Genomic DNA, 24,476 nt, shown 5'->3' with positions numbered 1-24,476 from the left:
GCAGAATGAATTCAGCTTATCTCGATGGAACGATCATTTCAGCATAGTCATACAAAGCGCCCAAAATCTCTTCTGCCGCTTCGTCTGCTGTTTCCGACAAAGTATCGATTTCATTGAAATACATATCCACAGTCCTGGCATTGCCTGCCCCGTCGAGCAAACGTGCCGCGCGGTGCTCTTCCCAGCTTTCCTGTTCTTCCCTGCTCAGGCTGTCATGGAAGTTACGGGCGCGGTAGCGGAACAGTAATTCAGCCAGGCGCGGGTCCTGGAAACTGGTGCTGGCCTTGGCCAGTTGTGTGCCACTCATGCGGCGCAAATCATTCAGGAGGCGGCGGTCACCGGCACCGACAAAGCCGCCATACAAGTCTTCATCGACATCGCTGGCTACGGCCTCTGGGCGGGCATACACTTCTTCCCATATGGCTTTGGCAGAGTCTGGCAGGGCGGCCGCTTTGATGATGTGCTCTTGCACCTGATGCATATTGATCTTCCAGCGCTCAGCCATGGCTGCTGACAAGGTTTTCAGATTGCCGATCACGATGGGTGATTTGTTGATATGTATGCTTTTCACCGGCAGACGTTGCACGCCTTCTGGCAAGGTATCGGTCTTGCTGAACATGCGTAGCTGTATGGTCTCTGCATCCAGCCCTGCCAGCTCTGCCGGGTCATGGGCCAGGTCCCAGGCAATGACTTCATTCTTGTTCTTGGGGTGCATGGCCAGCGGCCACATCACGGCCAGGCAGCCGCGATCTACCGGGAACATACCAGATACATGCAAAAATGCTTTGTTCAGCACTGGCATATCGACTTCTGCCGCAACCTTGTCTTTCTTGTGCAGGGCAAAACAAAAATCGAACAGTTTGGGCTGGCGCTCGCGTATCAGGCGGGCCAGGGCGATGGTGGCACGTACATCAGATAGCGCATCATGTGCTGCTTCGTGTGCAATGCCATTGGCCTTGGTCAGATGCTCCAGGCGAAAGCTAGGCTTGCCTTCATCATTCAGAGGCCAGTTGATGCCATCGGGGCGCAGCGCATAGCAGGTGCGCACCATGTCCATGATGTCCCAGCGACCGCAATTATTTTGCCATTCGCGTGCATATGGATCGATGAGGTTACGCCAGAACATGAAGCGGGTAATTTCATCGTCGAAGCGTATGGTGTTATAGCCCACGCCTATGGTGCCGGTCTTGCCCAGTTCCTGTTCTATTTTTCCTGCAAATTCGTGTTCAGGTATGCCGCGTTCCAGGCAGGTTTGCGGCGTGATATGGGTAATCAGGCAAGACTGCGGATCAGGCAAAAAATCATTGGCGGGCTGGCAGTACAACATGACTGGCTTGCCTATCTCATTGAGATCGGCATCTGTGCGTATGGCGGCAAACTGCGCAGGCCTGTCGCGGCGGGCGACAGCGCCAAAGGTTTCATAGTCATGCCAGAGGAAAGTGTGTTCTTGCATCGGTATTTAAACTCGCGAATTAATTTGTTGAATCAGTGTTTTGCAGATCGTATCGCATCCGGCATGTCATTCTATGCGACGACTGGCCTGGTCTTCCAGATAGCGCTGACTACGGAAATAAATCAGCAGCAGGATCACGATGACACCCATCGCACCCATGGTGTACCAGAAGCCAGAGGCATGCTTGAGCAAGGGCATGACTTCAAAGTTCATGCCAAAGATACCGGTGATCAATGTCAGTGGCATGAACAGGGCAGTGATGACAGTCAGGGTGCGCATGATTTCACTGGTTCTGTGTGCCATCGCTGCAAAATGGATTTGCACTGCCGATTCCAGCGATGCCTCCAGACGGCGCGCATGGTTCAATACGCGGCTGATATGTTCCATGACATCATTGGTGCGCACCAGCAGCAAGTCCTTGGCGCGGCTATTGCCATCATGGGTATCGACGATATGGTCACGCAATTCCTGCATGGCATCGCGCTGCTCTTCACACAGATTATCAAGCTTGCGTAATTCCACACGGGAGTCGAGCAAGGCCAGCCAGTTATTGAAGGGGCGGCGCGGGTCCAGCAAGGCATGCTGCCAGCGATCGAGTTGCTGGGTCAGCGGCTGGCGCAACTCCAGATATTGATCGACCATGGCATTCAAGAGCCGCAACATCAGCTCTTCCGGCGAAGCCGGCAGGCGGCTGCCATGGGTATTATTCTCGGCTTTGGATTTATAATCCAGCAGGCGCTGGCGTGCCAGTTCTACCGTGCGGCTTTGCGCCGGGCGCACGGTCACCAGCACATTTTGCATGAGTAAAAAAGACACAGGCGTGGTCGCCAGTTTATTCAGCGCTGCCGGTATCTTGCGCTTCACACCGTTCTTGTTGTCAGTACTTGCTTCTGTCAATGTCAGCTTGCGAAATACCACCATTTCATATTCTTCAGTGGCATCGAAATAAGAAGGGTGCGTGAGATTTGTCAGATCCTTGAGATGCAATTCATAAATCTGTGTACCTGTGATGGCCTCGACACGATTGCGCCAGGCTTCCGGGTCGGCAGCAACTTCTTCATGGCTGGCATCCAGCCATAGAAAACCACCGGCATTGACCAGGGCTTCGGGTGTGTCAGGATTTTGCAGTACCTGCGTATCATTAATGTGGAAGATGTCCATGCGTCTTTTGTCGTGAAAAAATAAGCCAGAGTCCACCCAGTGAAATCAGGCAGGTGGCAGTCAGTAATGCCTGTTCTGGCGTCGATAAAGCAAAGGAATAAAACCAGCTGGCAGTGAAGAGGTTCATCAATAAGATGCACAGTATACGTACAGTCTCAGGCAGCAGATAAATACGGCCTCTTTCCATCAGGCCACCTATGGACCACAAGCCCATGACCAGCCAGCTGACATAGATAGTGGCATTCAAGGCACTGATGGATTTATACACGATCAGGAAGTGCGTCGCCGCTTGCAGCAATAAGATGAACTGCATGATGCAATACCCGGTCATGGCCTTGCTCATGACAGGATCATAAATAGGTCTGTGCAAATCAAAGGATGAAGACGCAGATTGTGCCATCACATCGGCTGGTCGCCAGCCTGGTGGTCGCAACCATATCTGCAATTTATCCAGCCAGTTTTTTGTGTGCCAGGCATCGCGCCAGACTTGCTCATATACTTCCAGATTGGCCCACAAAGGGTTCCAGCTACGCAGTGGCTTGCGCGTGCCGTAGACGATGGCTACATCATCCAGCTCTTCGATAAAAGTGCCAAATAACCTGTCCCAGATAACCAGGATGCCACCAAAATTCTTGTCCAGATACATGTCATTGACAGCATGATGGACGCGGTGATTGGATGGTGAGACAAACACACGGTCAAACCAGCCCAGCTTGCCTATCTGCTCGGTATGCACCCAGAACTGATACAGCAAATCAATGAGGGCCACGGCTATAAACACATCCAGCGGAAAACCGATGACTGCCATGGGTAAATAAAATATCCAGCCAAACAAAGGTCCGGTGCTGGTCTGGCGCAAGGCTGTGCTCAGATTGTATTGCTCACTCTGATGATGTACCACATGGGCCGCCCATAGCAGATTGGTCTGGTGCCCCATCCTGTGCAGCCAGTAATATAAAAAGTCATACAGCAGCAGGGCGGCGATCCACACCCAGACACTGTCCGATGGCAAGCTGAACAGTGACAGATGCTTGAGCACCAGCGCATACATGCCTATCGAAAACAGCTTGGAGAACGCCCCTATGATCTGGCTCATGACCCCCAGAGAGAGGCTGTTAAGCGAATCATTGATACGGTACAAATGACGCTGGCGTTTGCGCGCCACGATAAACTCCAGGGCGATCAGAATGAAAAAAACCGGACTGGCAAAGGTAATGATTTTTTCATGCATGATCCTGGCCTTATTCAGTGGGGGATGAGGTAACCGAAGCTGCAATCAGCCACAGCGCCAGATAATAGCTGCTGAGGATGAGTAAAGGAGAATGCGCAATAGGTGCATAAAAGCGGTTATAGGCCAGCAGGGTATCTGACAGCATGAAGCACAGGCCGCCTATCAATGCGAGGCGACCAGAGGTGATGCGTAATTGCAGGCCGCGGCTGATGGCTTGCGCAGTCATGCACAGCAACAGACAGACATAGGCGACAACCGGAATTTGCATGGCTATTGGCAAGCCCGGCCACAGTATCACCAGGTTGATGATGCCAAGTGCAGCAATGCCGACGAAGGCCAATGGTTTCCCGGCAAAGCGGCTGTCACTGATGAGGGCTCGCAAGAAGCAAATGTGGGCCAGCAAAAAACTCAAGAGGCCACATAAAAAACCATGTTGAAAGACAGCCCTCGGTAACATCAGGAAGATGTCGCCAATCAATGAGCAGATGATGCCAGCCAGTATGGCAGTTTGGTAGCTGCGGCTGATGACAGGCTTGCTGCGCCATGCAAAAAAGAAGATGGCGAGGGTCGTCAGCGGTTTGAAAATATAATGCAGATATTGCGCGCTGCCTATCTCTTTCCCCCATTCTGCACCAGCAATGGCCAGCGTAGCAAAAATGAAGATGAAGGCAGCACGCAACATCGTTGGCATGGTATCAGCCAGTATGTTTCAGCAGACGTGCAACATCACGGGCGAAATAAGTCAGTATGCCATCGGCACCGGCACGCTTGAATGCCAGCATGGATTCCATCATGGTCTTGTTATGATCGAGCCAGCCATTTTGTGCTGCCGCCTTGATCATCGCATATTCGCCACTGACCTGATAGGCAAAGGTTGGCACCTTGAATTCATCCTTGACCCTGCGCACGATATCCAGATAAGGCATGCCGGGTTTGACCATGACCATGTCGGCACCTTCGGCCAGATCCAGCGCCACTTCGCGCAAGGCTTCATCGCTATTTGCCGGGTCCATCTGGTAATTCGCTTTATTGCTTTTGCCCAGATTGGCGGCAGAGCCTACGGCTTCACGGAAAGGGCCGTAAAAGGCCGAGGCATATTTGGCCGAGTAAGCCATGATGCGGGTGTGGATAAAATTGTTGGCTTCGAGTGCATGTCGTATCGCGCCTATGCGGCCATCCATCATGTCGCTCGGGGCGACGATGTCGACGCCAGCTTCTGCCTGCACCAGGGCCTGGCGTACCAGCATGGCCGTAGTTTCATCATTGAGGACATAGCCATCTGCATTGATCAAGCCATCCTGGCCGTGACTGGTGTAAGGGTCGAGTGCGACGTCAGTCAGTACACCCAGTTCAGGGAAACGGCTTTTCAGTTCTCGTACTGCGCGTGGTATCAAGCCTTTGGGATTGGTGGCTTCTATGCCATCTGGTGTTTTCAGTTGCGGGTTGATGGCCGGGAACAACGCCAGTACCGGTATGCCCAGGGCCACGCAATCTTCGGCCACGCCCATCAGCAAATCTATCGTCACCCTCTCCACACCAGGCATGGATGAAATTTTTTCACTTTGATTCACACCGTCAATGACAAAAACCGGATAAATCAAATCAGATGCAGTCACTATATTTTCACGCATGAGCGCGCGGGAAAACGCATCCTTGCGCATGCGGCGCATACGTATTGCAGGGAAATGGGCAGACAGGTGAGGTGGCTTATTGGATGACATGGTCAGATGAAAATCAATGAAAAGAATTTTATGCAGGTTAATGAAACTTTTTTTAAGTTGCAACATCTTAATGCACAGGTTGGATCAACTCCACGCCTACCGCTTCTCCTCCCTGAGCGGGCACCGTGCGTCCCTATTCGTAACGGTGTTATTACCCCGGCAAAAAAACACACTTTGCCGGGGTTTTTTTATTCTGCGTCAGCTGGCTTGCTGATCTGATTTTCTGCAGTTTCATCCGCTGTGTCGACGCCTGCATCGACAGCATCGACAGCATCAACGATGGGTTCCCTGTCCAGGCCAACCAGGCGTTGCACTGCGGCATCGGCTTCTTCTATGCCTATGCGTTTCAGGGCAGAGAATAATTGCAGGCTGAAAGGGAAGAGCGGTCCTTCATCATCTACGTAACTGTCGAGCACTGCCTTGGCTTTGCGCAAGGCATCGGTACATTCGCTGCGATTAAGCTTGTCAGCCTTGGTCAATATGCAGTGGATGGGACGGCCAGTTGGTGCAAACCATTCCAGCATCTGTATATCCAGGTCAGTAAACGGGCGACGGGCATCCATGATCAGGACCAGGGCCGCCAGTTGCGTGCGTCTTTGTACATAGGCACCGAGTAACTGGTTCCAGTGTTGTTTCGCTGCACCTGGTACTTCGGCATAGCCGTAGCCAGGCAAATCCACCAGTAAGGCGCGAATTTCATCGACCCTGGTTTCATCCTTGCGATGTTGCCCTACGTGGGCACCACCAATTGAAAAATAATTAATATGTTGAGTGCGGCCCGGTGTTTTAGAGGCAAAACAGAGTTTTTTCTGATTGCACAGGGTATTGATTGCAGTCGATTTGCCAGCGTTGGAGCGGCCAGCGAAAGCAATTTCCGGCACGTGGGTGCGCGGGAGATCGCGCAGATGATTCACCGTAGTGAAGAAGCGGGCTTGCCAGAGGATAGACATAGAGGAAAGGAATAATGGAAAAATGCAACATAAGGCAGTAAAAACGCCTGAAAGCTATTGTACAATAAGGGGTTAGGTATTGGGCAGCGATTAAAATCATGTTTGTTTACCAGTTTTGATCGCATCTTGATGCCGAAAAGCTCTTTTTACAGATCAAATTGCATCAAATGCGTCGCCAATAGGGCAGATTTCCATTATTTAGTCTCAGGGTGTTTGAATGAACCGTGCTTTTTTATCGTTTACTAAGTCCATCAGTGTCGCAGTCCTGGCGGTATCTTCTTTCGCTTCCTTGGCTAATACGCATGAAGAAGCCAAGCCAGCCAAAGCTGACCCAGTCAAAGGCGAAGCGCTGTATACCAATGGTGATGCAGCACGCGGCATTGCAGCTTGCGTATCCTGTCATGGTGCATCCGGTAATTCCACAATCAGCGCCAACCCAAAATTGTCTGCACAGCATGATGCCTATCTGGTCAAGCAATTGACAGATTTCACGGGTGATACACGCAAAAATGCCATCATGACAGCATTTGCCAAAGCCATGACGGCGGATGATATCAAAAACGTTGCAGCTTACCTGTCTACTCAAAAATCCAAGCCAGGCACGGCAAAAAATAAAGATATCGTAGAACTGGGCAAACAAATCTATCGCGGTGGTATTGCCGAGAAAAATGTCCCAGCCTGCGCTGGCTGTCATAGCCCGAATGGTGCTGGTTTGCCAGCACAGTTCCCGCGTATCGCTGGTCAGCACCAGGATTACACCGTTGCTCAATTGACTGGCTTCCAGAATGGTTCTCGTAAAGATGGCGCAAAAATCACAGGTGCCCGTCAAAACAGTGCGCAGATGATGAGCATTGCCAAGAAAATGTCTGAAGATGAAATGCGTGCTGTAGCTGACTATATTGCTGGCCTGAAGTAATAGAAAAGAATAAGTAGTGAAGGAGGGGGGTGGCAATAGCCATCCCCTTTTTTCTTGATGGATGCCGCATAGCAATTCGCCCAGGCGCAAGAGTATGTTTCAGCCATTTTTGGGTAGAGCGTGTACTATTCGTTGCGCCCGGATATTGATGTAAAACACGTCTGGACAGAGATGTTTCCTCTAACATCTGACACATGCATTTTGCGCAAACTTCATAAGTAATGTAATCATCAGCATTAATCCGCAATAGTCAGCAATAAGCAGAGAGTATGGAAAACAAGATAGAAGGCGATCAGCCTGCAGATACTGGTGGTATACAGCTACAAACCCGGCGCGCCTGGCTGGCGGACGGGGTGGAGTTGCTGTCTTCCATGCGCTTTGCCATCAGTTTATTGACACTGATAGCGATTGCCTCGGTCATAGGTACGGTGCTCAAGCAAAATGAGCCCATGCCCAATTATGTCAATCAGTTCGGCCCTTTCTGGTTTGAAATTTTCAATAAGCTGGGCTTGTATGCCGTGTATTCTGCCTGGTGGTTCTTGCTCATCATGACCTTCCTGGTGATCTCGACCTCGCTATGCGTGATACGCAATGCACCCAAGATGATCAAGGATATGCGCAGCTGGCGCGACAATGTGCGCGAGCAATCCTTGCGCAATTTCCATCATCGCTCAGAATGGCATAGTGCAAATGGCAGGGGCAAGGTTACAGAGCAAATCCTGGCTCACCTGGCGCGGGTTGGCTATCGTTTCAAGCTGGTGGAAAAAGAAGGCGCGACCTTGATCGCTGCCAAGCAAGGTGCAGCCAACAAATGGGGTTATATATTCGCCCATAGCGCCATCGTCATCATCTGCATAGGCGGCTTGCTGGATTCTGAATTGCCCATACGCTTCCAGCAATGGTTCATGGGCAAGCTGCCGTATGAAGGTGCGGGCCTGATTTCCAAGATACCTGCGCAACATCGCCTTTCACTGGCGAATCCTACTTTCCGTGGCAATACCATGATACCCGAGGGGGCTAGCAGCAGTACCGCCATCCTGCCTCAGGCGAATGGGGTATTGATACAAGACTTGCCTTTCACCATCAAGCTGAAAAAATTCACCATCGATTTTTACTCCACCGGCATGCCCAAGCTGTTTGCCAGTGACGTGGAAGTGACTGATCATGAAACCGGCAAGGTTTTTTCTTCTGTCATCAAGGTTAATGAGCCTTTGATATACAAGGGTGTTGCCATTTATCAGTCAAGTTTTGAGGATGGTGGCAGTCGTCTGCAGGTCAAGGCTTATCCCATGCAGGGACCAGATATCAGCACCCTTGCCATGAATGGCGAAGTCGGTGGTAGCACTGCCTTAAAGCCAGGAAATGGCAATGACTTCACGATAGAGTGGTCAGGTTTTCGTCCTTTTAATGTGGAAAACATGGCCCGCAATGGCAGTGATGTCAGGGCCGTTAATCCCGATCAAAGCTTGAATGAAAAGTTGACAGAAGACCTGAGCAAGCATCTGGGTTCGGCGGCAAAAAATGCGAATAATAAGGACTTTAAAAATGTAGGCCCCAGCTTGCAATACAAGCTGCGCGATGAAACCGGCCAGGCCAGAGAATTCCATAACTATATGCAACCCGTCCAGATTGACGGTGACTACGTAATACTGGCAGGCACGCGTGACTCGCCCAATGATGCCTTCCGCTATCTGCGCATACCGGCAGATGATGAGGATAGCATCAAGGATTGGATGCGTTTGCGTGCCGCAGTGCAAAACCCTGAATTACGTGCCATGGCAGTGACCCGTTTTGCCGAGCATGCTGTCCAGCGTAACCCGGGCGGCAGTACGCAAAAACAAGGCTTATGGGAAACCTCCGCCAGGATCAGTCTGGATGCTTTTGCCGGCGATGAAAAAATATCTGGTTTGCCGGCAATTTCCAAAAAACTGGAAAAAGTCCCGCAGGAAGAACAAGCCAAGGTCGCTGAAGGCTTGATCAAGGTATTGAACGGCAGCATGTGGGAACTGTGGATGATCGCCAGGGAAAAAGAGGGCTTGCCCATCTATGAACTTGATGAAAAGCACGCACGCTTCCTGCAATTGGCGATAGGCGCGATCTCTGATTCTGCCTTCTATGGCGCACCGGTGTATTTGCAGCTCACCGGTTTTGAAGAGGTCAAGGCCACGGTCTTGCAAGTGACGCGTTCACCGGGCAAGAATGTGGTCTATCTGGGATGCCTGCTCCTGGTATTGGGCGTGTTCTCGATGTTCTATATACGTGAGCGCCGCCTGTGGATCTGGATCAGGGATGATGGCACAGGTGCACATGCACTCATGGCCCTGAGTTCGCAAAGAAAGACGCTGGATTTTGAAAAAGAGTTCGAGCAATTGAAAATGCATTTGCGGCAATTGACTAGCCAAGCAGGTCAAGAGAAATAAGCAGAGCAGCAGATTGAGAGGCAGGCAAGCGCAGCTTAATCGACTACACTATGAAGCATATGGCCTGATGGCCTGGCAGCTGGGGAGATATGATGGAAATCACGCAGAATTACACACCCTATCAGGGTTTTTTTAAACGATTATCGATCGCAGACTGGCTGTATGCCGTAGTGCTGTGCATGGCATCCTTGTTCGCCCTGAGCCGTGTTGGCGGTTATATGGATGTCTATGAAAAGGGCATAGTCTTACTGGCTGCGCCGACTTTTGCCTTGCTGGGCTGGCATTGGAAATCAGTGCGCACCCTGATGCTGATTTTGGCGGTGCTCAGCCTGCTGGCCATACAAATGTACGGCGGTTCGCTGGAGATGGCGAACAAGAAATTTTTCCTGAAATATCTGCTATCCAGCCAGTCCGCGATTTTGTGGATGAGTACCCTGTTTATCCTGTCCACTCTGTTTTATTGGGGGGGCTTGATCGCCCGTTCCGATTTCGGCGCTTCGGTTGGTTCCATATTGTGCTGGTCAGCCGTGGTCATGGGTTTTACCGGCATGCTGGTGCGCTGGTATGAGTCTTATCTGATAGGCACTGATGTTGGCCATATCCCGGTATCGAATCTGTATGAAGTGTTCATCCTGTTTTCGATGATCACTGCCTTGTTTTATCTGTACTATGAGCAGCAATACCGCACTCGCCAACTGGGGCCTTTTGTCATGCTGGTCATTACAGCGGCAGTCAGTTTCCTGATGTGGTACACCGTCAGTCGTGATGCAGCAGAAATCCAGCCGCTGTTGCCAGCCTTGCAAAGCTGGTGGATGAAAATTCATGTGCCAGCCAATTTCATAGGCTATGGCACGTTTGCATTGGCTGCCATGGTGTCTGTGGCCTATTTGCTCAAGTCCAAAGGGTATCTGGTTGACCGCTTGCCTGCACTGGAAGTGCTGGATGATGTCATGTACAAGGCCATTGCTGTTGGTTTTGCCTTCTTCACCATTGCCACCATCCTTGGTGCCTTGTGGGCGGCGGATGCCTGGGGTGGTTATTGGTCCTGGGATCCAAAAGAAACCTGGGCGCTGATAGTCTGGCTCAATTATGCGGCCTGGTTGCACATGCGCCTCATGAAAGGTCTGCGCGGTCAGGTTGCTGCCTGGTGGGCTTTAGTCGGTCTGTTGGTCACCACCTTCGCATTCCTGGGCGTGAATATGTTCTTGTCGGGTCTTCACTCCTACGGCAAGTTATAAATTTAGGACTGACACAAAACCGCCCCAGCTGCGTTATAGCTCCTGTTTTGGCAAATTCGGTACTGAAGTACTGTCTTCGTCGCTATGGTGTAGTCGGGGTTGCAGACAACATGTTGTCTGTCGACGTAACGAACATCCCTTATAAGGGATGTTTCCTAAAAGCGATAGCCTTGCTGGGACAATTTTGTGTTAGTCCTATTTACATGTGTAAGGATTAGCAGGAAACCGCGACTCATGAGAAACTAGGGTGTAATGATCATCTCGAATGATTGTTGCGCCAGTCTCAACCACGGAGTCCACCATGCTGATCAAACCTAGCCCAAATGGCATAGACCTGCCTTTTTCTTCTGAAATCACCCCGCGCGCCGTGTTTGAGGCGCGTCGAGACTTTATCCGCAAGATGGCAGTAGGCTCCATAGCTGGCACAGCCTTGTTTGAAATGGCCAATCGCGCCGCTTTTGCCCAAAATCCTGCTGCACAAAAACTGGCTGCCACGCTGAATTCTGCCTATGCTGTGGTGGAAAAGAAGACGGCTTACAAAGATGCCACTAGCTATAATAATTTTTATGAGTTCGGCACTGACAAGGCTGACCCGGCAGTGACTGCTCACACACTCAAGCCACGTCCCTGGACAGTGAGCATAGAGGGTGAAGTCAAAAAGCCCATGACCCTGGATCTCGATAGCCTGATGAAGCTGGCTCCACTGGAAGAACGTATCTACCGTTTGCGTTGTGTTGAAGGCTGGTCCATGGTGATACCCTGGACAGGTTATTCACTCTCCAATCTCATCAAAAAAGTCGAGCCTACGGGCAATGCCAAGTATATTGAATTTGTCACGCTTGAAGACAAAAAGCAAATGCCAGGCTTGCGTAGCCCCGTGCTGGAGTGGCCTTATGTAGAAGGTTTGCGCATGGATGAGGCTAATCATCCGCTGGCCTTGCTGACTTTTGGTATGTATGGCGAAGTCTTGCCCAACCAGAATGGTGCACCTGTGCGCATGGTCTTGCCATGGAAATATGGTTTCAAGTCTGCCAAGTCCATCGTTAAAATCCGTTTTGTCAAAGAGCAGCCACGCACAGCATGGAATATTGCTGCGCCCAGCGAATACGGCTTTTATTCAAATGTGAACCCGGATGTTGATCACCCGCGCTGGTCGCAGGCAACTGAGCGCCGCATAGGGGAAGACGGTTTGTTTGCCCGCAAGCGCAAGACCCTGATGTTCAATGGCTATAGCGAAGTGGCGTCGCTGTATTCTGGCATGGACTTGAAGAAGTTTTTCTAGGATATACGCCCCATGTTGCTCACCAATAAGCAGGTTTCCTGGTTCAAGACAGCTTTGTTCATCCTGGCTCTTTTGCCTTTTGTGCGGCTGGTCAGTTTTGTCTTTCTCGACAAGCTGGGGGCAAATCCAGTTGAATTCATCACCCGTAATACTGGCGACTGGACCCTGTATTTCCTCTGCATGACTTTGGCTGTGACGCCTTTGCGCAAGCTTTTGCATATGCCATGGCTAATCCGTTGCCGCCGCATGCTGGGTGTGTATACCTTCTTTTATGCCTTCCTGCATTTCATGACCTTTCTCTGGTTTGATCATTTCTTTGATCTGACAGAAATGTGGAAGGATGTGATTAAACGTCCCTTTATCACTATCGGTTTTATTGCCTTTGTCTTGTTGATCCCCCTGGCTGCGACCAGCACCAATGGCATGATCAAACGCCTGGGCGGCAAGCGCTGGCAGTGGCTGCATAAATTGATCTACCTGATCGCACCTTTGGCAGTACTGCATTATTTCTGGATGAAGGCGGGCAAGCATGATTTTTCCCAGCCTGCGCTGTTCGGTATCATCGTTGCCGCTTTGCTCATGATACGTATATGGTGGCGCTGGTCCGGGCGTGATACTGTCGCTGCAGGAGTCTGAATATTGGCTGCATTCCATGTTGCGGGTGCACATTGATCTTGTTTTACAACGCACATTTCTTCACGGCATAATCCCGTTTTTGAAGAATGCGGGCACAGACCCGCGCGCGCATAAAACATGAATGACTATTTACTGGAAAAGAAAACCGTCGCGACACGCACCCAGCGTGTCGCTGTCAGTATCCTGGGGATGTTTGGCTGGCGTGTGCGCTACCGCCCTTTGCCTGGGCCGCGTGGTGTCGTCGTCATCTATCCACACACTTCCAACTGGGATTTCGTGGTGGGTATCCTGGCCAAGCTGGCGATAGGCATGCCTTTCCACTTCATTGCCAAATCTTCCTTGTTTGAAGGCTTGACCGGGGCAACTCTGGGGCGTCTGGTGCGCTATCTGGGTGGTGAGCCGGTAGAGCGCGGTGTATCAACCGGGGCGATTGCCCGCCTGGCCGAGAAAATCAATCAATCTGACTGGTACTGGCTGGCTATCACGCCAGAAGGTACACGTAGTCGCAAGCCGTATTGGCGTAGCGGTTTTTATCATATTGCCACCACTGCCAAAGTGCCTGTGGCGTGTGCTGCCTTTGATTTTGTCAAACGCGAAGTGGTGCTGGTCGATCATCTTGAGCTGACTGGTGAGCGTGAACAAGACATGGCGAACATGGCAGCCCTGTTTGAGGGTGTGCAAGGCTGTCGTCCAGCACTGGCCAGCCCTATCGTCTTGCGTCCTGAAGATGATGTGGATATGAGCAAAAATAACGCATATCCAAAGTTAAATTCAACGCAAAATCAGGGGTGAGCTGGTGCGCTGCTTGTCGTCACCGGAGCAGGCTTGGCTGGCATGACCAGCGGGCCTTTTTGGCCGCAAGCCGTCAATAAAGACATGATGAAAAATAGGCTAATCAGTTTGCGCATCTTGTATTCCCGGAACACCGTATAGAATGGCGTTTTACTTATGAAGACGCTGGAGTGTAGCATGACTGAATCCGAATTCCTGATACTGGCCGATACTTGCTTGCGACAAGTAGAGGAATTATTTGAACAAGCCTTTGAAAACGATGAATACGATGTCGAGTGCAGCCGCAGTGGCAATGTACTGACGGTGGAATTTGTCGATACCAATACAAAAATCATCGTCAATAGCCAGGCACCAATGCAGGAAATGTGGGTAGCCGCACGCAGTGGTGGCTTTCACTATAAATATGACGGCCAGCATTGGCTCAATACCCGCGATGGTTCTGAGTTATTTGCGACCTTGTCCCGCGTGGCGCAAGAGCAAGGTCGTTAAGAGCAAAGCTATTCTTCGATGACATTCACCGGTGGTGGTGGCGGTGCCAGGCTACCCACACCCAGGCCCGGTGGATTCTCGGCATAATAATAATCACCGTCTATCGCCAGTATGCCTTTAGGTACTGGCCTTTCTTCGATAGGGAAATCCTTCAGGATTTTTTGCATATAAGTAATCCAGATAGGCAAGGCCAGACCGCCACCGGTTTCCTTGTTACCGAGGTTTTTCGGTTGATCAAAGCCTATCCAGGCAATGCCGACGACCTTGGATTGATACCCGGCAAACCAGGCGTCAAAAGAGTCATTGGTGGTGCCGGTCTTGCCAGCGATATCCGGGCGTTTCAGGATCAGGGCCTTGGTTGCCGTCCCCATTTTGACGACGTCGCGCATCATGCTATCCATCATGAAGGCATTGCGTTCATCGATGACGCGGTTGACTTCATCGCCTGCCATGTCGGGTTTGGTTTGCACCAGCACCTGGCCATTGCTATCGGTGATCTTGGAAATCAGGTAAGGGTTCACTTTGTAGCCGCCATTTGCAAACACTGCATAGGCACCTGCCATTTGCAGTGGCGTGACCGCACCTGCACCTAGAGCGAGGGTCAGATAGGGCGGGTTTTTCTCAGGCAGAAAGCCAAAGCGATTGGTATATTCCTGGCCATATTTGGCACCTATCTTGTGCAGGATACGTATGGAGATCATGTTCTTGGACTTGGTCAGGCCGCGACGCATGGTCATTGGGCCTTCATACTTGCCATCATAATTCTTTGGCTCCCAGGACTGACCACCAGTCTGGCCAGCATCAAAGCTGATCGGCTCATCATTGATGATGGTGGAAGGGGATAAACCTTTTTCCAGTGAAGCCGAATAAATAAAGGGCTTGAAGCTGGAGCCAGGCTGGCGCCAGGCCTGGGTAACGTGATTGAATTTATTCAGGTTGTAATCAAAGCCACCGACCAGAGCACGTATGGCACCATCCGTGGTATTGGCTGCAACAAAGGCAGACTGCACCTCCGGCATTTGCGTGATGGCCCAGCTCTTGCCTTCCAGTACCACGCGTATCACCGCGCCACGCTGTATGCGTTTGTTGGCGGGTGTTTTTGCAGACAGGCCGCTGGCAGCAAACGTCAGGCCAGTGTCTTCAATACGGATTTCTTCGCCAGAAGACAAGACGGCGCGCACCAGCTTGGGCGTCGCTTCCAGTACCATCGCCACTTGCAAGTCATCACTGTCCGAGTGCTCGGCCAGTTCTTTTTCTATGGCGTCCTCAGCAGCTTCCTTGCCATCGGGTATGGCGATGATGGCTTCTGGTCCGCGATAGCCATGGCGCTTCTCATAATCCATGACACCACGACGCAGGGCCAGATAGGCGGTGTCCTGGTCGGCCTTGGTGATGGTGGTATACACATTCAGGCCGCGGGTATAGGTTTCTTCCTTGAATTGCTCATACACCAGTTGGCGCGCCATTTCTGCCACGTATTCTGCATGGATGCCAAATTCGCTGCTGTCGGTCTTGGTCCTGAGTTCTTCATTCTTGGCTTGTTCGTATTGCGCTTCGGTGATGTAGCCCAGATTGCGCATCCTCTGCAGGATGTATTGTTGCCTGACAGTGGCACGCTTGGGGTTGGCCACCGGATTATAGGCAGATGGTGCTTTAGGCAAGCCAGCCAGCATGGCGGCTTCGGCAATGGTAATGTCTTTCAAGTCCTTGCCGAAATAAATTTGCGCGGCCGAGGAAAAGCCATACGCACGCTGACCCAGATAAATCTGGTTCATATAGACTTCGAGAATCTGGTCTTTGCTGAGGTTTTGTTCTATCTTCCAGGCAAGCAGGATTTCATAAATCTTGCGTTTGAAAGTTTGCTCGCTGGACAGGAAAAAATTGCGGGCAACCTGCTGGGTAATGGTCGATGCGCCCTGTTTCGCGCCGCCAGTCAGATTGTGCAGGGTGGCACGGGTGATACCCTGATAATCAACGCCGCCATGTTCATAAAAACGGTCATCCTCAATCGCCAGCACGGCTTTTTTCATGATTTCAGGAATATCCTTGAAGCGCACGACATTCCGTCTTTCTTCGCCAAACTCGGCGATGAGCATATTGTCAGCCGAAAAAACTCGCAGTGGCATTTTGGGACGGTAGCTGGTAATGGAGTCCAGTTCTGGCAAATTTGGATAGGCCATGGTGAGCGCAAAACCCACAATTAATACTCCTGCTACAACTAATCCGAATAAAACACCCGTAGTTCCGAGTACAATGCGGGCCAAAAGCTTTCCTGCAGAGCGTTTTTGTGGCTCAGGAAGATTGTCGGGCTCTTTATTTTGTTCTGACATAGCGGCTAATTGTAAATAAGGCAGCGGACATTATAGCCGCCTTCGGCAAGCATGAGACGGCCAGCAGATAGACGGATTTGTAAGCAAATTTTCAGAATATTCTTGATGCACGTGGATATTTGGCAACGCATAGGGGTAGTGCTGCGTGGAAATTGCTTTACCAATGCCAGTCTTATTGCTAGGATTTCATGTAAGCTTGGATAATTGTCTCGTAAATAGCGGTTTTTAAAGACAATTTATTTTTAGCAACAGAATGATTCGCACATGTAATTTTGTGTAAATTGAAATGATGATGTAATCGTGAGGGGATATTCTTGGCTTTAGATCTGGCTTCGTTGCTCGGCAGAAAAAATCCGCCACTATTTGGTCTGGATATCAGTTCTCTCGATATCAAACTTGTTGAACTTTCGGAAGGAAGCAACAAGTCGTATCGACTTGAGCGCTATGCCTCAGAACCACTGCCGAAAGGCGCGGTACTGGATGGCAATATCGAGAATATTGAACAAGTGACCGAGGCAATCCGCAAACTCGTCAAGAAAAGCGGAACCTCGGCAAAGAACGTGGCAATGGCAATGCCGGCATCCGCCGTCATTACTAAAAAAATCATACTCGCCGGAACCTTGAGCGAACAAGCACTGGAAGTGCAAGTTGAGTCTGAGGCTAGTCAGTACATACCGTTTTCCATGGATGAAGTTAGCCTGGATTTCTGTGTGCTGGGACCGGCGGCCAATGCGGAAGAAGATATAGAAGTGATGCTTGCTGCGTCTAGAAAAGAAAAAATTGAAGATCGCGTAGCCACCATACAGGCAGCGGGTTTGCAAGCCAAAGTCATGGATATTGAATCCTATGCTGCGCGTGCTGCCGTGTCACGTCTGATTGATCAGCAAGCCAGTGGCGGCAAGGATCAGATTTATGCAGTTTTCCAAATAGGTTCCAAGCGCACTTATATCTTTATCATATTAAATGGTGAAGTCATTTATGAGCGCGAACAACAATTTGGTGGCGCTCAGCTGACTCAGGACATCGTCAGAAATTATGGTATGTCAGCAGAAGAAGCTGAACAGAAAAAGAAAAATGGTGATTTGCCTGATACCTATGAAATGGAATTGCTGGAACCCTTCCTGGAAAGTGCAGCCCTGGAAGTGACGCGTGCCATACAATTCTTTTTTACATCTACCCCATATACACGGGTTGATCAGATTTATCTGTCCGGCGGCTGTGCAGTCATTCCTGGACTGGTTGATATCATTGCTGAACGCACCAAGATTTCCACCGCGGTCATCAGTCCTTTCAAGGGTATGGAATTAGGTTCGAGCGTGAATGAGAAAGCTTTACGCAATGATGCTCCGGCATTCATGGTTGCCTGTGGTCTGGCATTACGGAGATTTGGCTAATGATCAAGATTAATCTTCTGCCGCACAGGGAAGAAAAGCGCAAGCAGTTAAAAAGCGACTTTTATGGACTCTTGCTTTTGTCTGCCATTGTTGGCGCGCTTATTGTTGTGGTTGTCAGCGCCTATTTCTCGCGGGAGCTGGGTACGCAAACTGACAAGAATACTTTCATAAAAAATGAAATAGTCAAACTCGATGAGCGTATCAAGGAAATTGCCACGCTCAGGCAGGAAATTGATGGTTTGAAAGCGCGTCAGCAAGCGGTAGAAGATTTGCAGGGTGACAGGAATCAGCCGGTGTACCTGCTTGATGAGCTGGTTAAATTAACACCTGAAGGTGTGTATTTACGTACGCTGAAGCAAGAGGGGCAAAGAGTAGTGTTGACTGGTTATGCCCAATCTCAGGACAGGGTTGCTGAATTTATCAGAAATCTTGGTACCAAATCTGACTGGATGTACAAGCCTGATCTTGATGGCATCAGTTCTGCCGTTTTGGGCGCTGCCAAAGATGCTAAAAAAGTATCTGATTTTCAGGTGAACGTGAGTATTCGACGCCCTCGTGAAAAAGAAGATATAGCTTCCCAAGCTGGTGAGACAGCTAAGAAACCTGGTGCGCCTTAGCGCGTAATGATATGCAATACAACGGAAGATTGTAAATGGCGATTAATCTGAATGAAATTGGTGACTCTATCAGTGGCCAATTTCGAGACCTGAACGGGCTTCATCCTGGTCTTTGGCCTATTGCACCGCGTATGGCGTCTGCAATTGGTGTGTTTTTGGTTGTCATATTTTTAGGCTGGTACATACAATGGAGTGACCAGCAACTGGCCATAGAAAAAGGGCAGGCTGAAGAACTCAAGCTCAGGGATGAGTATAAAGGCAAGTTGCAACAGGCAATTAATCTTGATGCTCTGAAAGAGCAGCGCAAGTTGGTTCAGCAATATGTTGCTACTATGGAAAAGCAATTGCCAAGTCAGGCTGAAATGGCTGCTTTGCTCGCTGATATTAATCAGGCAGGTACCGGACGTGGATTGCAATTTGATTCTTTTAAACCAGGATCACCTGCTGTCAAAGATTATTATGCCGAGCTGCCTATCGCGATCAAGATTCAAGGTAGTTATCATGATTTGGGGCAATTTGTAGCTGATATAGCAAAATTGCCGAGGATTGTTACCTTAAATAATCTCAACATCATTGCATTGAAAGAGGGTGGGCTGTCATTGGATGTGACTGCAAAAACTTTCCGTTATCTGAACAGGGATGAAGTTCTGGATCAGGCTGATAAAAAGAAAAAGGAGCCTAAGAAATGATGAAAGTCCTCGTTAGGCCGATCATTTATGTGATGTTGGCGCTGTCTTTGTCTGCCTGTGGAGATTCAGAAGAGACTGAGTTAAAGGCCTGGATGGCTGCAGAGCAAAAACAGGCAAAGGCAGTCATTCCAAAATTGAGTCCGCCCAAGGTATATACCCCATTTTCTTATGGTGGCAAGGGGGATATAGAACCATTTGATCCAGCCAAGTTGCTGGTGGTTCTAGCTCGCTTGAGGGCGCAGTCTGGCAACGGTATCAAGGCTCCGGATTTAACCAGAACAAGGGAAGCCTTGGAATCTTATCCCATGGACAGCCTGAAAATGGTTGGTACGATAGAAAAAAACAAAATGGTCTATGGTCTGGTTCAGGTCGACAAGACGGTATATCAGGTCAAGCTGGGCGCATATATAGGGCAAAACCTGGGGATGATCATCAAAATTTCCGAGAATGAAATCGGTATCAAGGAAACCGTACAGGATGCCGCAGGTGATTGGGCTGAGCGTGAAGCCAAGTTAGAGTTGCAGGAGGCAAAGAAATGAATGCGTTGATAAATACAAGTAAAAGGGGCGCCAAAGTGGTTAAATTTATTTTATTTGCTTTACTCAGTTTTTGTGGTGCGGCATTTGCGCAGACAAATTCCATTGAGTCTTTGACGGCAAATCAGCAAGGCGCCAATATCATAGTGAAAATCACCATGAAGCAGCCTTTGCAAAAACTGCCTGTGGGATTTGCGATTGCCAATCCTGCCAGAATTGCCATTGATTTTGCTGATGTCAGCAACAATACTGGCAAAACCTCTTTTGAAATGAATATGGGTGATTTGCGCGCTATCAATTTGATAGAGGCCACTGGTCGCTCACGCCTGATATTCAATTTGAATAAATCCCTCAACTACGCCACTGCCATAGACGGTAATTCACTGATTGTGACTATTGATGCTTCCGGTGGTGTTGCAACTGCAGTTAATTCTCAAGGTTTGCCTACCAATGTACAGCCAGCTGTAGTCGGGAAACGTTTCTTGAGAGATATTGATTTCCGTCGTGGTAGCGCTGGTGAAGGTAGAATTGTTATTGATTTGCCATTGGAGCAAGTCGCCGTTGATATTCGTCAGCAAGGGCAAAAAATCATCGTTGATTTCCTCAAGGTCGGTCTGCCAGAAAAACTGCGTAGCAGGCTTGATGTTGCTGACTATGGCTCACCAGTGCAGCTCATTACCACCACACCGTCTGGCGAAAACGTACATATGGTGATTGAACCTACCGGTTTGTGGGAGCATAGCGCCTATCAAAGTGATACGCAATTTGTGATCGAAGTCAAACCTATCAAGGAAGATCCAAACAAACTGACCCAGGGTACGCAGGGTTATCGCGGTGAACGTCTGTCCTTTAATTTCCAGAATATTGAAGTCCGCGCCATCTTGCAAATTATTGCTGAGGTCAGCAGCTTGAATATTATTGCCAGTGATACTGTGAGTGGCACGATTACGCTGAGATTGAAAGATGTACCTTGGGATCAGGCGCTGGATATCATTATGCAATCCAAAGGACTGGACATGCGTAAAAATGGTTCTGTCATCTGGATTGCGCCCAAGGAAGAGTTGCTGACCAAAGAAAAACTGGAACTTGAGCAAAAAGCGCAAATCGCAGATTTGGAGCCACTGAAAACAGAATCATTCCAGCTTAACTATCAAAAGGCGGAGTCTTTCAAATTGGTGTTTGGTATAGAAGGTGGTAGCGCTAACAACAGAATATTGTCAAAACGTGGTAGTGCAGTGATAGAACCGCGTACTAATCAATTATTTGTTACTGATATTGCTTCCAAACTCGAGGAAGTACGCAAATTAATCGCCAAAACTGACATTGCATCGAGGCAGGTTTTGATAGAAGCCAGGATTGTGGAGGCTGATGATAAATTCAGTAAAAATCTTGGTGCCAAACTTGGCTTTATTGATACACGTGGACTCAGCGGTGGTAACGCCGGTTATCAGGTGTCTGGCAATCAACGCGTCGCTTTGACTGGTAATTATCTTGGTGTCGGTGAGCAAACACTGCAAGCAAAACTTACAGATCAAAGTTTTATTCCAAATACACAGTTCGTGAATTTACCTGCGGCAGGTATCAATGGTTTAAACGCCGGTAGCCTGGCAGTGAGTTTGTTTTCTTCAGCTGCAAATCGCTTCCTGAATCTGGAGTTATCTGCACTGGAAGCTGATGGTAAGGGTAAAATCGTGTCTAGCCCCAGGGTTGTGACTGCCGACCAGTTGAAGGCATCCATAGAGCAGGGTACAGAATTACCATATCAAGTAGCTACTTCTAGTGGCGCAACATCTATTATTTTCCGTAAAGCGTCTTTGAGGCTGGAAGTAACCCCTCAGATTACGCCAGATGGTAATGTTATTCTGGATGTGGATGTGCATAAAGACAGCGTCGGTCAAGAAACACGTGCTGGTTTTGCAATCGATACTAAAGAAGTAAAAACCATAGTCCTGGTTGAAAATGGTGGCACGGTTGTTCTGGGTGGGATTTTCCAGCAAACTGAACGTGACAATGTAACAAAAGTGCCGTTCTTTGGTGACCTGCCCTTGTTTGGTAATCTGTTTAAATCTACAGGCCGTACCAATGACAAGACTGAATTATTGATTTTTATCACTCCTAAAATTATTGCCGAGAAATTTAGTGTTAAATAATGAAGAGTGCTTGATATGCGTGCCAGCTTATGGCAGACCGATTTTCTGAGTTTGTAAAAAATATAGGTGTTTCATGATGAAGTATATACGCGGTTTATTCGTGCTGATTTTAATGATAGGCCTGACGGCCTGTGGTGGCGGCGGTGGCTCCCCTGGTAATACCAGCGGTGGTGCCAAGTTGTTTACATCTGCCTCTGATAAAATAACTATCACTCCAGGTACAACGCAAACCTTTACTATCGGTGGCGGTGCACCCAATTATTCTGCGACTAGTAGCAACTCTGCTGCAATTGTTACAGTTGTAGACAAAACTTTGAGTATTACAGGTGGCGGCGGTGGTAGCGCAACTGTTACTGTCAGAGATGCCGCTGGTTCAACAGTGACCATAGACGTCACGATAGGCTCCGGACTGCAATTGTTCTCTTCTGCACCAGGATTGATCGTTGTTGGTGTAGGCGCGCAGTCATCTGAATACACCATAGGTGGCGGTAGTCTTATCTACAATGTTACAACCAGCAATGCCGCCGTCGCAGACGTGATATTCGCAGGTAATCGCTTTGTAGTCGTTGGTGTTCGTGGCGGTAGTGCTACTATATCAATACGTGATTCCATAGGCGGCATTGTTACTATCCCTGTAACTGTGGGTACGGTAGATGCCTTGGCAACTACGGCATTTACAGATATCAACGTAGGCGTCAATGCGGCTGTGACTTATACCGTAATTGGTGGTCAAGCTCCTTATACAGTTGGAAGCAGCAATGTTGCTGTTGCCACTGCGTCGATATCAGGAACAAAACTGACTATTACAGGTTTGAGCATAGGTACGGCAAAAATTGTCGTTCGTGACGCTACGATAGGCATAGTAAATATTAACGTGACAGTAGGTACAGCTATAGACTTATTCACAACTGCACCACCAGATTTGACAGTTGGTGTAGGCGCATCCAGCCCGACTTTTACAATCGGTGGTGGTAGCCAGGTGTATTCCGTGACTAGTGGTAACACTCAAGTGGCAACGGTTGGTATCAATGACAATAAATTCACTATTAATGGTGTAGCAGTTGGTACCACGACTGTTGTTGTCAAAGATACTGCGGGTAAAACAGTCAGTATCAATTTAACGGTGGGTTCTGCTGTAAAGTTCTACACTACGGCACCGTCGGCGATCACTTTGACTGCTAATGGCACAGGAACCTATGTGGTTGGTGGTGGTGTTGCGCCATACACGGCCACAAGTAGCAATACCGCAGTCGCAACCGCGTCTATCTCTGGCAATACCTTGACTTTGAAAGGTATTATTTCTGGTCAGGCAAATGTCATTTTGCGCGACAGTGCAGGCACAACGATTCCTCTTACCGTCACTCTGGGGTCGGGTGCCGCTAATGCTGTCTTCACGACAGCGCCAGCAGCAGTTACTATTGCCGTAGGTTCCAGCCCTAGCTACCAAATCGGTGGTGGTTCAGGACCTTATTCTATTACTAGCAGCAATACGACAATTGCATCAGTCAACCTGAATGCAGATAATACTTTCACGATCACTGGTGTTGCTACCGGTAATGCCAACGTTGTTGTGAAAGATTCTGCTGGTATACCAGTCACTATTGCCGTTAGCGTAGGTTCTGGCGCAGTCGTTGGTTTGTATACAACTGCACCTTCCACCATTAATTTGGGTCCTGGCTCTGCTCCTGTTTATAACATCGGTGGTGGTACTGCTCCTTATGCGGCAACCAGCAGTGATGTAAAAGTAGTGACGGTAGCCGTAGTTGGTAATGCAATGACTGTGACTGCGGTTGGTCCAGGTACGGCAACAATTCGACTCGTGGATAGCGTTGGTACACCAATTAGTGTTACTGCCAATGTGATTTCTGGAACAAATTCAGATTTGTCCGTAGCCCCTACGACCGTTTCAGCTGTTCCTGGCGACACGATTTACATTCGCATAGACGGTGGCAGCGCACCTTACAATGCAGTGTCTAGCAATAATAGTGTTGCAAGTATTACAAATGGTTCTATTCTGAATGCACCTGGTGTAGTTTCGGCTTTCATGTCGACTATAGGTACGGCAACTATTGTTGTTACAGATGCTAAAGGTAAGGTTATTACGGTTGCCATTACTGTCGCTGTTGGCGGACCGGGCATGTTCCTGACACCAACGACATGGACTATTGATGAGACAAATAACTCGTCCATTTCCTTGTCCATCTCCGGTGGTAACCCACCGTTCCAGGTGTTCACGAACAATACTTTGTTATCGTCAGTAGTGGGGACTAACATTGACCCAGCTAATCCTTTGACTTTCACCGGACGTACCGTGACTGTCAGCCTGGGTACGCAAGGTACACGCTGTGTCGCTGCCAATACACCGGTAACGATCACAGTCAAGGATGTAGTGAATACATCAGCAACCAGTGTAATGACTGTCCGTGACACGAATGGTGCTGCTGGCTGTTAATAGTTGAGACAGGTTTGCC

21 protein-coding genes are annotated in these 24,476 nt (G+C 49.3%); 13 read left to right on the top strand and 8 right to left on the bottom strand.

The features are described 5' to 3' along the window. Window positions 1–16: 16 nt before the first annotated feature. From sbcB to yihA, 6 genes are all read right to left on the bottom strand, one after another. Complete coding sequence (gene sbcB, locus ACO0LF_RS22380) at window positions 17–1,453, bottom strand: exodeoxyribonuclease I (RefSeq protein WP_423018061.1); 1,437 nt, start codon at window positions 1,451–1,453, stop codon at window positions 17–19. Between the two features lie 66 nt (window positions 1,454–1,519). Then, entirely contained in the window at window positions 1,520–2,614 is a 1,095-nt protein-coding gene (locus tag ACO0LF_RS22375; protein WP_423018059.1) for a magnesium transporter CorA family protein, read from the bottom strand. Continuing rightward, window positions 2,595–3,845: a sterol desaturase family protein gene (locus ACO0LF_RS22370; protein ID WP_423018057.1), complete on the bottom strand. Its 1,251-nt coding sequence runs from the start codon at window positions 3,843–3,845 to the stop codon at window positions 2,595–2,597. The genes ACO0LF_RS22375 and ACO0LF_RS22370 overlap by 20 nt, the downstream gene beginning before the upstream one ends. Before the next feature lie 10 nt (window positions 3,846–3,855). Further along, window positions 3,856–4,536, bottom strand: coding sequence for a lysoplasmalogenase (locus ACO0LF_RS22365; RefSeq protein WP_423018055.1), 681 nt, complete (start codon window positions 4,534–4,536; stop codon window positions 3,856–3,858). Window positions 4,537–4,540: 4 nt separating this feature from the next. After that, window positions 4,541–5,566 (bottom strand): porphobilinogen synthase, encoded by a 1,026-nt coding sequence (hemB, locus tag ACO0LF_RS22360; protein WP_423018053.1) that lies wholly within the window; start codon window positions 5,564–5,566, stop codon window positions 4,541–4,543. A gap of 188 nt (window positions 5,567–5,754) precedes the next feature. After that, on the bottom strand, window positions 5,755–6,516 hold the full coding sequence (gene yihA, locus ACO0LF_RS22355) for a ribosome biogenesis GTP-binding protein YihA/YsxC (protein ID WP_423018051.1): 762 nt from the start codon (window positions 6,514–6,516) through the stop codon (window positions 5,755–5,757). A 217-nt stretch (window positions 6,517–6,733) separates the two neighbouring features. Here yihA and ACO0LF_RS22350 point away from each other — a divergent pair, with 217 nt between their 5' ends. The 6 genes from ACO0LF_RS22350 to ACO0LF_RS22325 all read left to right on the top strand — a co-directional run bounded on the left by ACO0LF_RS22350 (window position 6,734) and on the right by ACO0LF_RS22325 (window position 13,800). Then, window positions 6,734–7,432 carry a c-type cytochrome gene (locus ACO0LF_RS22350; protein ID WP_423018049.1) on the top strand — a complete coding sequence of 233 codons (699 nt, stop codon included), beginning with the start codon at window positions 6,734–6,736 and terminating at the stop codon, window positions 7,430–7,432. Between the two features lie 269 nt (window positions 7,433–7,701). Beyond that, a complete protein-coding gene (locus tag ACO0LF_RS22345) occupies window positions 7,702–9,852 on the top strand; it encodes a cytochrome c biogenesis protein ResB (protein WP_423018047.1) in 2,151 nt (716 codons plus the stop codon). An 89-nt stretch (window positions 9,853–9,941) separates the two neighbouring features. Continuing rightward, window positions 9,942–11,090 (top strand): c-type cytochrome biogenesis protein CcsB, encoded by a 1,149-nt coding sequence (gene ccsB, locus ACO0LF_RS22340; RefSeq protein WP_423018045.1) that lies wholly within the window; start codon window positions 9,942–9,944, stop codon window positions 11,088–11,090. 301 nt (window positions 11,091–11,391) lie between these two features. Continuing rightward, the gene (gene msrP / locus ACO0LF_RS22335; RefSeq protein WP_423018043.1) at window positions 11,392–12,372 is read left to right on the top strand and encodes a protein-methionine-sulfoxide reductase catalytic subunit MsrP; all 981 of its coding nucleotides are present in this window, start codon (window positions 11,392–11,394) and stop codon (window positions 12,370–12,372) included. Between the two features lie 12 nt (window positions 12,373–12,384). Next, complete coding sequence (locus ACO0LF_RS22330; protein WP_423018041.1) at window positions 12,385–13,008, top strand: sulfite oxidase heme-binding subunit YedZ; 624 nt, start codon at window positions 12,385–12,387, stop codon at window positions 13,006–13,008. A 117-nt stretch (window positions 13,009–13,125) separates the two neighbouring features. Beyond that, window positions 13,126–13,800, top strand: coding sequence for a 1-acyl-sn-glycerol-3-phosphate acyltransferase (locus ACO0LF_RS22325; RefSeq protein ID WP_423018039.1), 675 nt, complete (start codon window positions 13,126–13,128; stop codon window positions 13,798–13,800). Here ACO0LF_RS22325 and lptM read toward each other — a convergent pair. Then, window positions 13,791–13,916 carry an LPS translocon maturation chaperone LptM gene (gene lptM, locus ACO0LF_RS22320; protein ID WP_423018037.1) on the bottom strand — a complete coding sequence of 42 codons (126 nt, stop codon included), beginning with the start codon at window positions 13,914–13,916 and terminating at the stop codon, window positions 13,791–13,793. The two genes, ACO0LF_RS22325 and lptM, sit on opposite strands and share 10 nt — an antisense overlap. Before the next feature lie 61 nt (window positions 13,917–13,977). Here lptM and cyaY point away from each other — a divergent pair, with 61 nt between their 5' ends. Further along, window positions 13,978–14,289: an iron donor protein CyaY gene (gene cyaY / locus ACO0LF_RS22315; RefSeq protein ID WP_423009028.1), complete on the top strand. Its 312-nt coding sequence runs from the start codon at window positions 13,978–13,980 to the stop codon at window positions 14,287–14,289. 8 nt (window positions 14,290–14,297) lie between these two features. Here the strand turns inward: cyaY and ACO0LF_RS22310 are convergent, their stop codons facing one another. Beyond that, the gene (locus ACO0LF_RS22310; protein ID WP_423018035.1) at window positions 14,298–16,619 is read right to left on the bottom strand and encodes a penicillin-binding protein 1A; all 2,322 of its coding nucleotides are present in this window, start codon (window positions 16,617–16,619) and stop codon (window positions 14,298–14,300) included. A 314-nt stretch (window positions 16,620–16,933) separates the two neighbouring features. On the opposite strand from ACO0LF_RS22310, the gene ACO0LF_RS22305 reads away from it, so the two are divergent. From ACO0LF_RS22305 to ACO0LF_RS22280, 6 genes are all read left to right on the top strand, one after another. Further along, on the top strand, window positions 16,934–18,013 hold the full coding sequence (locus ACO0LF_RS22305) for a pilus assembly protein PilM (RefSeq protein WP_423018033.1): 1,080 nt from the start codon (window positions 16,934–16,936) through the stop codon (window positions 18,011–18,013). Further along, window positions 18,013–18,630, top strand: coding sequence for a PilN domain-containing protein (locus ACO0LF_RS22300; RefSeq protein ID WP_423018031.1), 618 nt, complete (start codon window positions 18,013–18,015; stop codon window positions 18,628–18,630). Before ACO0LF_RS22305 ends, ACO0LF_RS22300 begins: the two co-directional genes overlap by 1 nt. A gap of 35 nt (window positions 18,631–18,665) precedes the next feature. Then, window positions 18,666–19,319 (top strand): type 4a pilus biogenesis protein PilO, encoded by a 654-nt coding sequence (locus ACO0LF_RS22295; protein ID WP_423018029.1) that lies wholly within the window; start codon window positions 18,666–18,668, stop codon window positions 19,317–19,319. Further along, window positions 19,316–19,858 (top strand): pilus assembly protein PilP, encoded by a 543-nt coding sequence (locus tag ACO0LF_RS22290; protein WP_423018027.1) that lies wholly within the window; start codon window positions 19,316–19,318, stop codon window positions 19,856–19,858. The genes ACO0LF_RS22295 and ACO0LF_RS22290 overlap by 4 nt, the downstream gene beginning before the upstream one ends. Next, window positions 19,855–22,005 (top strand): type IV pilus secretin PilQ, encoded by a 2,151-nt coding sequence (gene pilQ, locus ACO0LF_RS22285; RefSeq protein WP_423018025.1) that lies wholly within the window; start codon window positions 19,855–19,857, stop codon window positions 22,003–22,005. The genes ACO0LF_RS22290 and pilQ overlap by 4 nt, the downstream gene beginning before the upstream one ends. Before the next feature lie 73 nt (window positions 22,006–22,078). Further along, a complete protein-coding gene (locus tag ACO0LF_RS22280; RefSeq protein ID WP_423018023.1) occupies window positions 22,079–24,457 on the top strand; it encodes a beta strand repeat-containing protein in 2,379 nt (792 codons plus the stop codon). Window positions 24,458–24,476: the final 19 nt, after the last annotated feature.

Source organism: Undibacterium sp. Di27W, from assembly GCF_049340345.1.
GTDB lineage: Bacteria > Pseudomonadota > Gammaproteobacteria > Burkholderiales > Burkholderiaceae_D > Undibacterium.
This window is presented reverse-complemented; position numbering and strand designations above follow the sequence as displayed.

Bases quoted from the DNA above. Each gene is read 5' to 3' on its own strand.
- ACO0LF_RS22365 (WP_423018055.1), bottom strand. From the start codon at position 4,536: ATGCCAACGATGTTGCGTGCTGCCTTCATCTTCATTTTTGCTACGCTG.
- yihA (WP_423018051.1), bottom strand. From the start codon at position 6,516: ATGTCTATCCTCTGGCAAGCCCGCTTCTTCACTACGGTGAATCATCTG.
- ACO0LF_RS22330 (WP_423018041.1), top strand. From the start codon at position 12,385: ATGTTGCTCACCAATAAGCAGGTTTCCTGGTTCAAGACAGCTTTGTTC.
- ACO0LF_RS22325 (WP_423018039.1), top strand. From the start codon at position 13,126: ATGAATGACTATTTACTGGAAAAGAAAACCGTCGCGACACGCACCCAG.
- ACO0LF_RS22350 (WP_423018049.1), top strand. From the start codon at position 6,734: ATGAACCGTGCTTTTTTATCGTTTACTAAGTCCATCAGTGTCGCAGTC.
- ACO0LF_RS22370 (WP_423018057.1), bottom strand. From the start codon at position 3,845: ATGCATGAAAAAATCATTACCTTTGCCAGTCCGGTTTTTTTCATTCTG.
- ACO0LF_RS22280 (WP_423018023.1), top strand. From the start codon at position 22,079: ATGATGAAGTATATACGCGGTTTATTCGTGCTGATTTTAATGATAGGC.
- lptM (WP_423018037.1), bottom strand. From the start codon at position 13,916: ATGCGCAAACTGATTAGCCTATTTTTCATCATGTCTTTATTGACGGCT.
- ACO0LF_RS22345 (WP_423018047.1), top strand. From the start codon at position 7,702: ATGGAAAACAAGATAGAAGGCGATCAGCCTGCAGATACTGGTGGTATA.
- hemB (WP_423018053.1), bottom strand. From the start codon at position 5,566: ATGTCATCCAATAAGCCACCTCACCTGTCTGCCCATTTCCCTGCAATA.
- cyaY (WP_423009028.1), top strand. From the start codon at position 13,978: ATGACTGAATCCGAATTCCTGATACTGGCCGATACTTGCTTGCGACAA.
- ACO0LF_RS22375 (WP_423018059.1), bottom strand. From the start codon at position 2,614: ATGGACATCTTCCACATTAATGATACGCAGGTACTGCAAAATCCTGAC.
- pilQ (WP_423018025.1), top strand. From the start codon at position 19,855: ATGAATGCGTTGATAAATACAAGTAAAAGGGGCGCCAAAGTGGTTAAA.
- ACO0LF_RS22295 (WP_423018029.1), top strand. From the start codon at position 18,666: ATGGCGATTAATCTGAATGAAATTGGTGACTCTATCAGTGGCCAATTT.
- sbcB (WP_423018061.1), bottom strand. From the start codon at position 1,453: ATGCAAGAACACACTTTCCTCTGGCATGACTATGAAACCTTTGGCGCT.
- ACO0LF_RS22300 (WP_423018031.1), top strand. From the start codon at position 18,013: ATGATCAAGATTAATCTTCTGCCGCACAGGGAAGAAAAGCGCAAGCAG.
- ACO0LF_RS22290 (WP_423018027.1), top strand. From the start codon at position 19,316: ATGATGAAAGTCCTCGTTAGGCCGATCATTTATGTGATGTTGGCGCTG.
- msrP (WP_423018043.1), top strand. From the start codon at position 11,392: ATGCTGATCAAACCTAGCCCAAATGGCATAGACCTGCCTTTTTCTTCT.
- ccsB (WP_423018045.1), top strand. From the start codon at position 9,942: ATGATGGAAATCACGCAGAATTACACACCCTATCAGGGTTTTTTTAAA.
- ACO0LF_RS22310 (WP_423018035.1), bottom strand. From the start codon at position 16,619: ATGTCAGAACAAAATAAAGAGCCCGACAATCTTCCTGAGCCACAAAAA.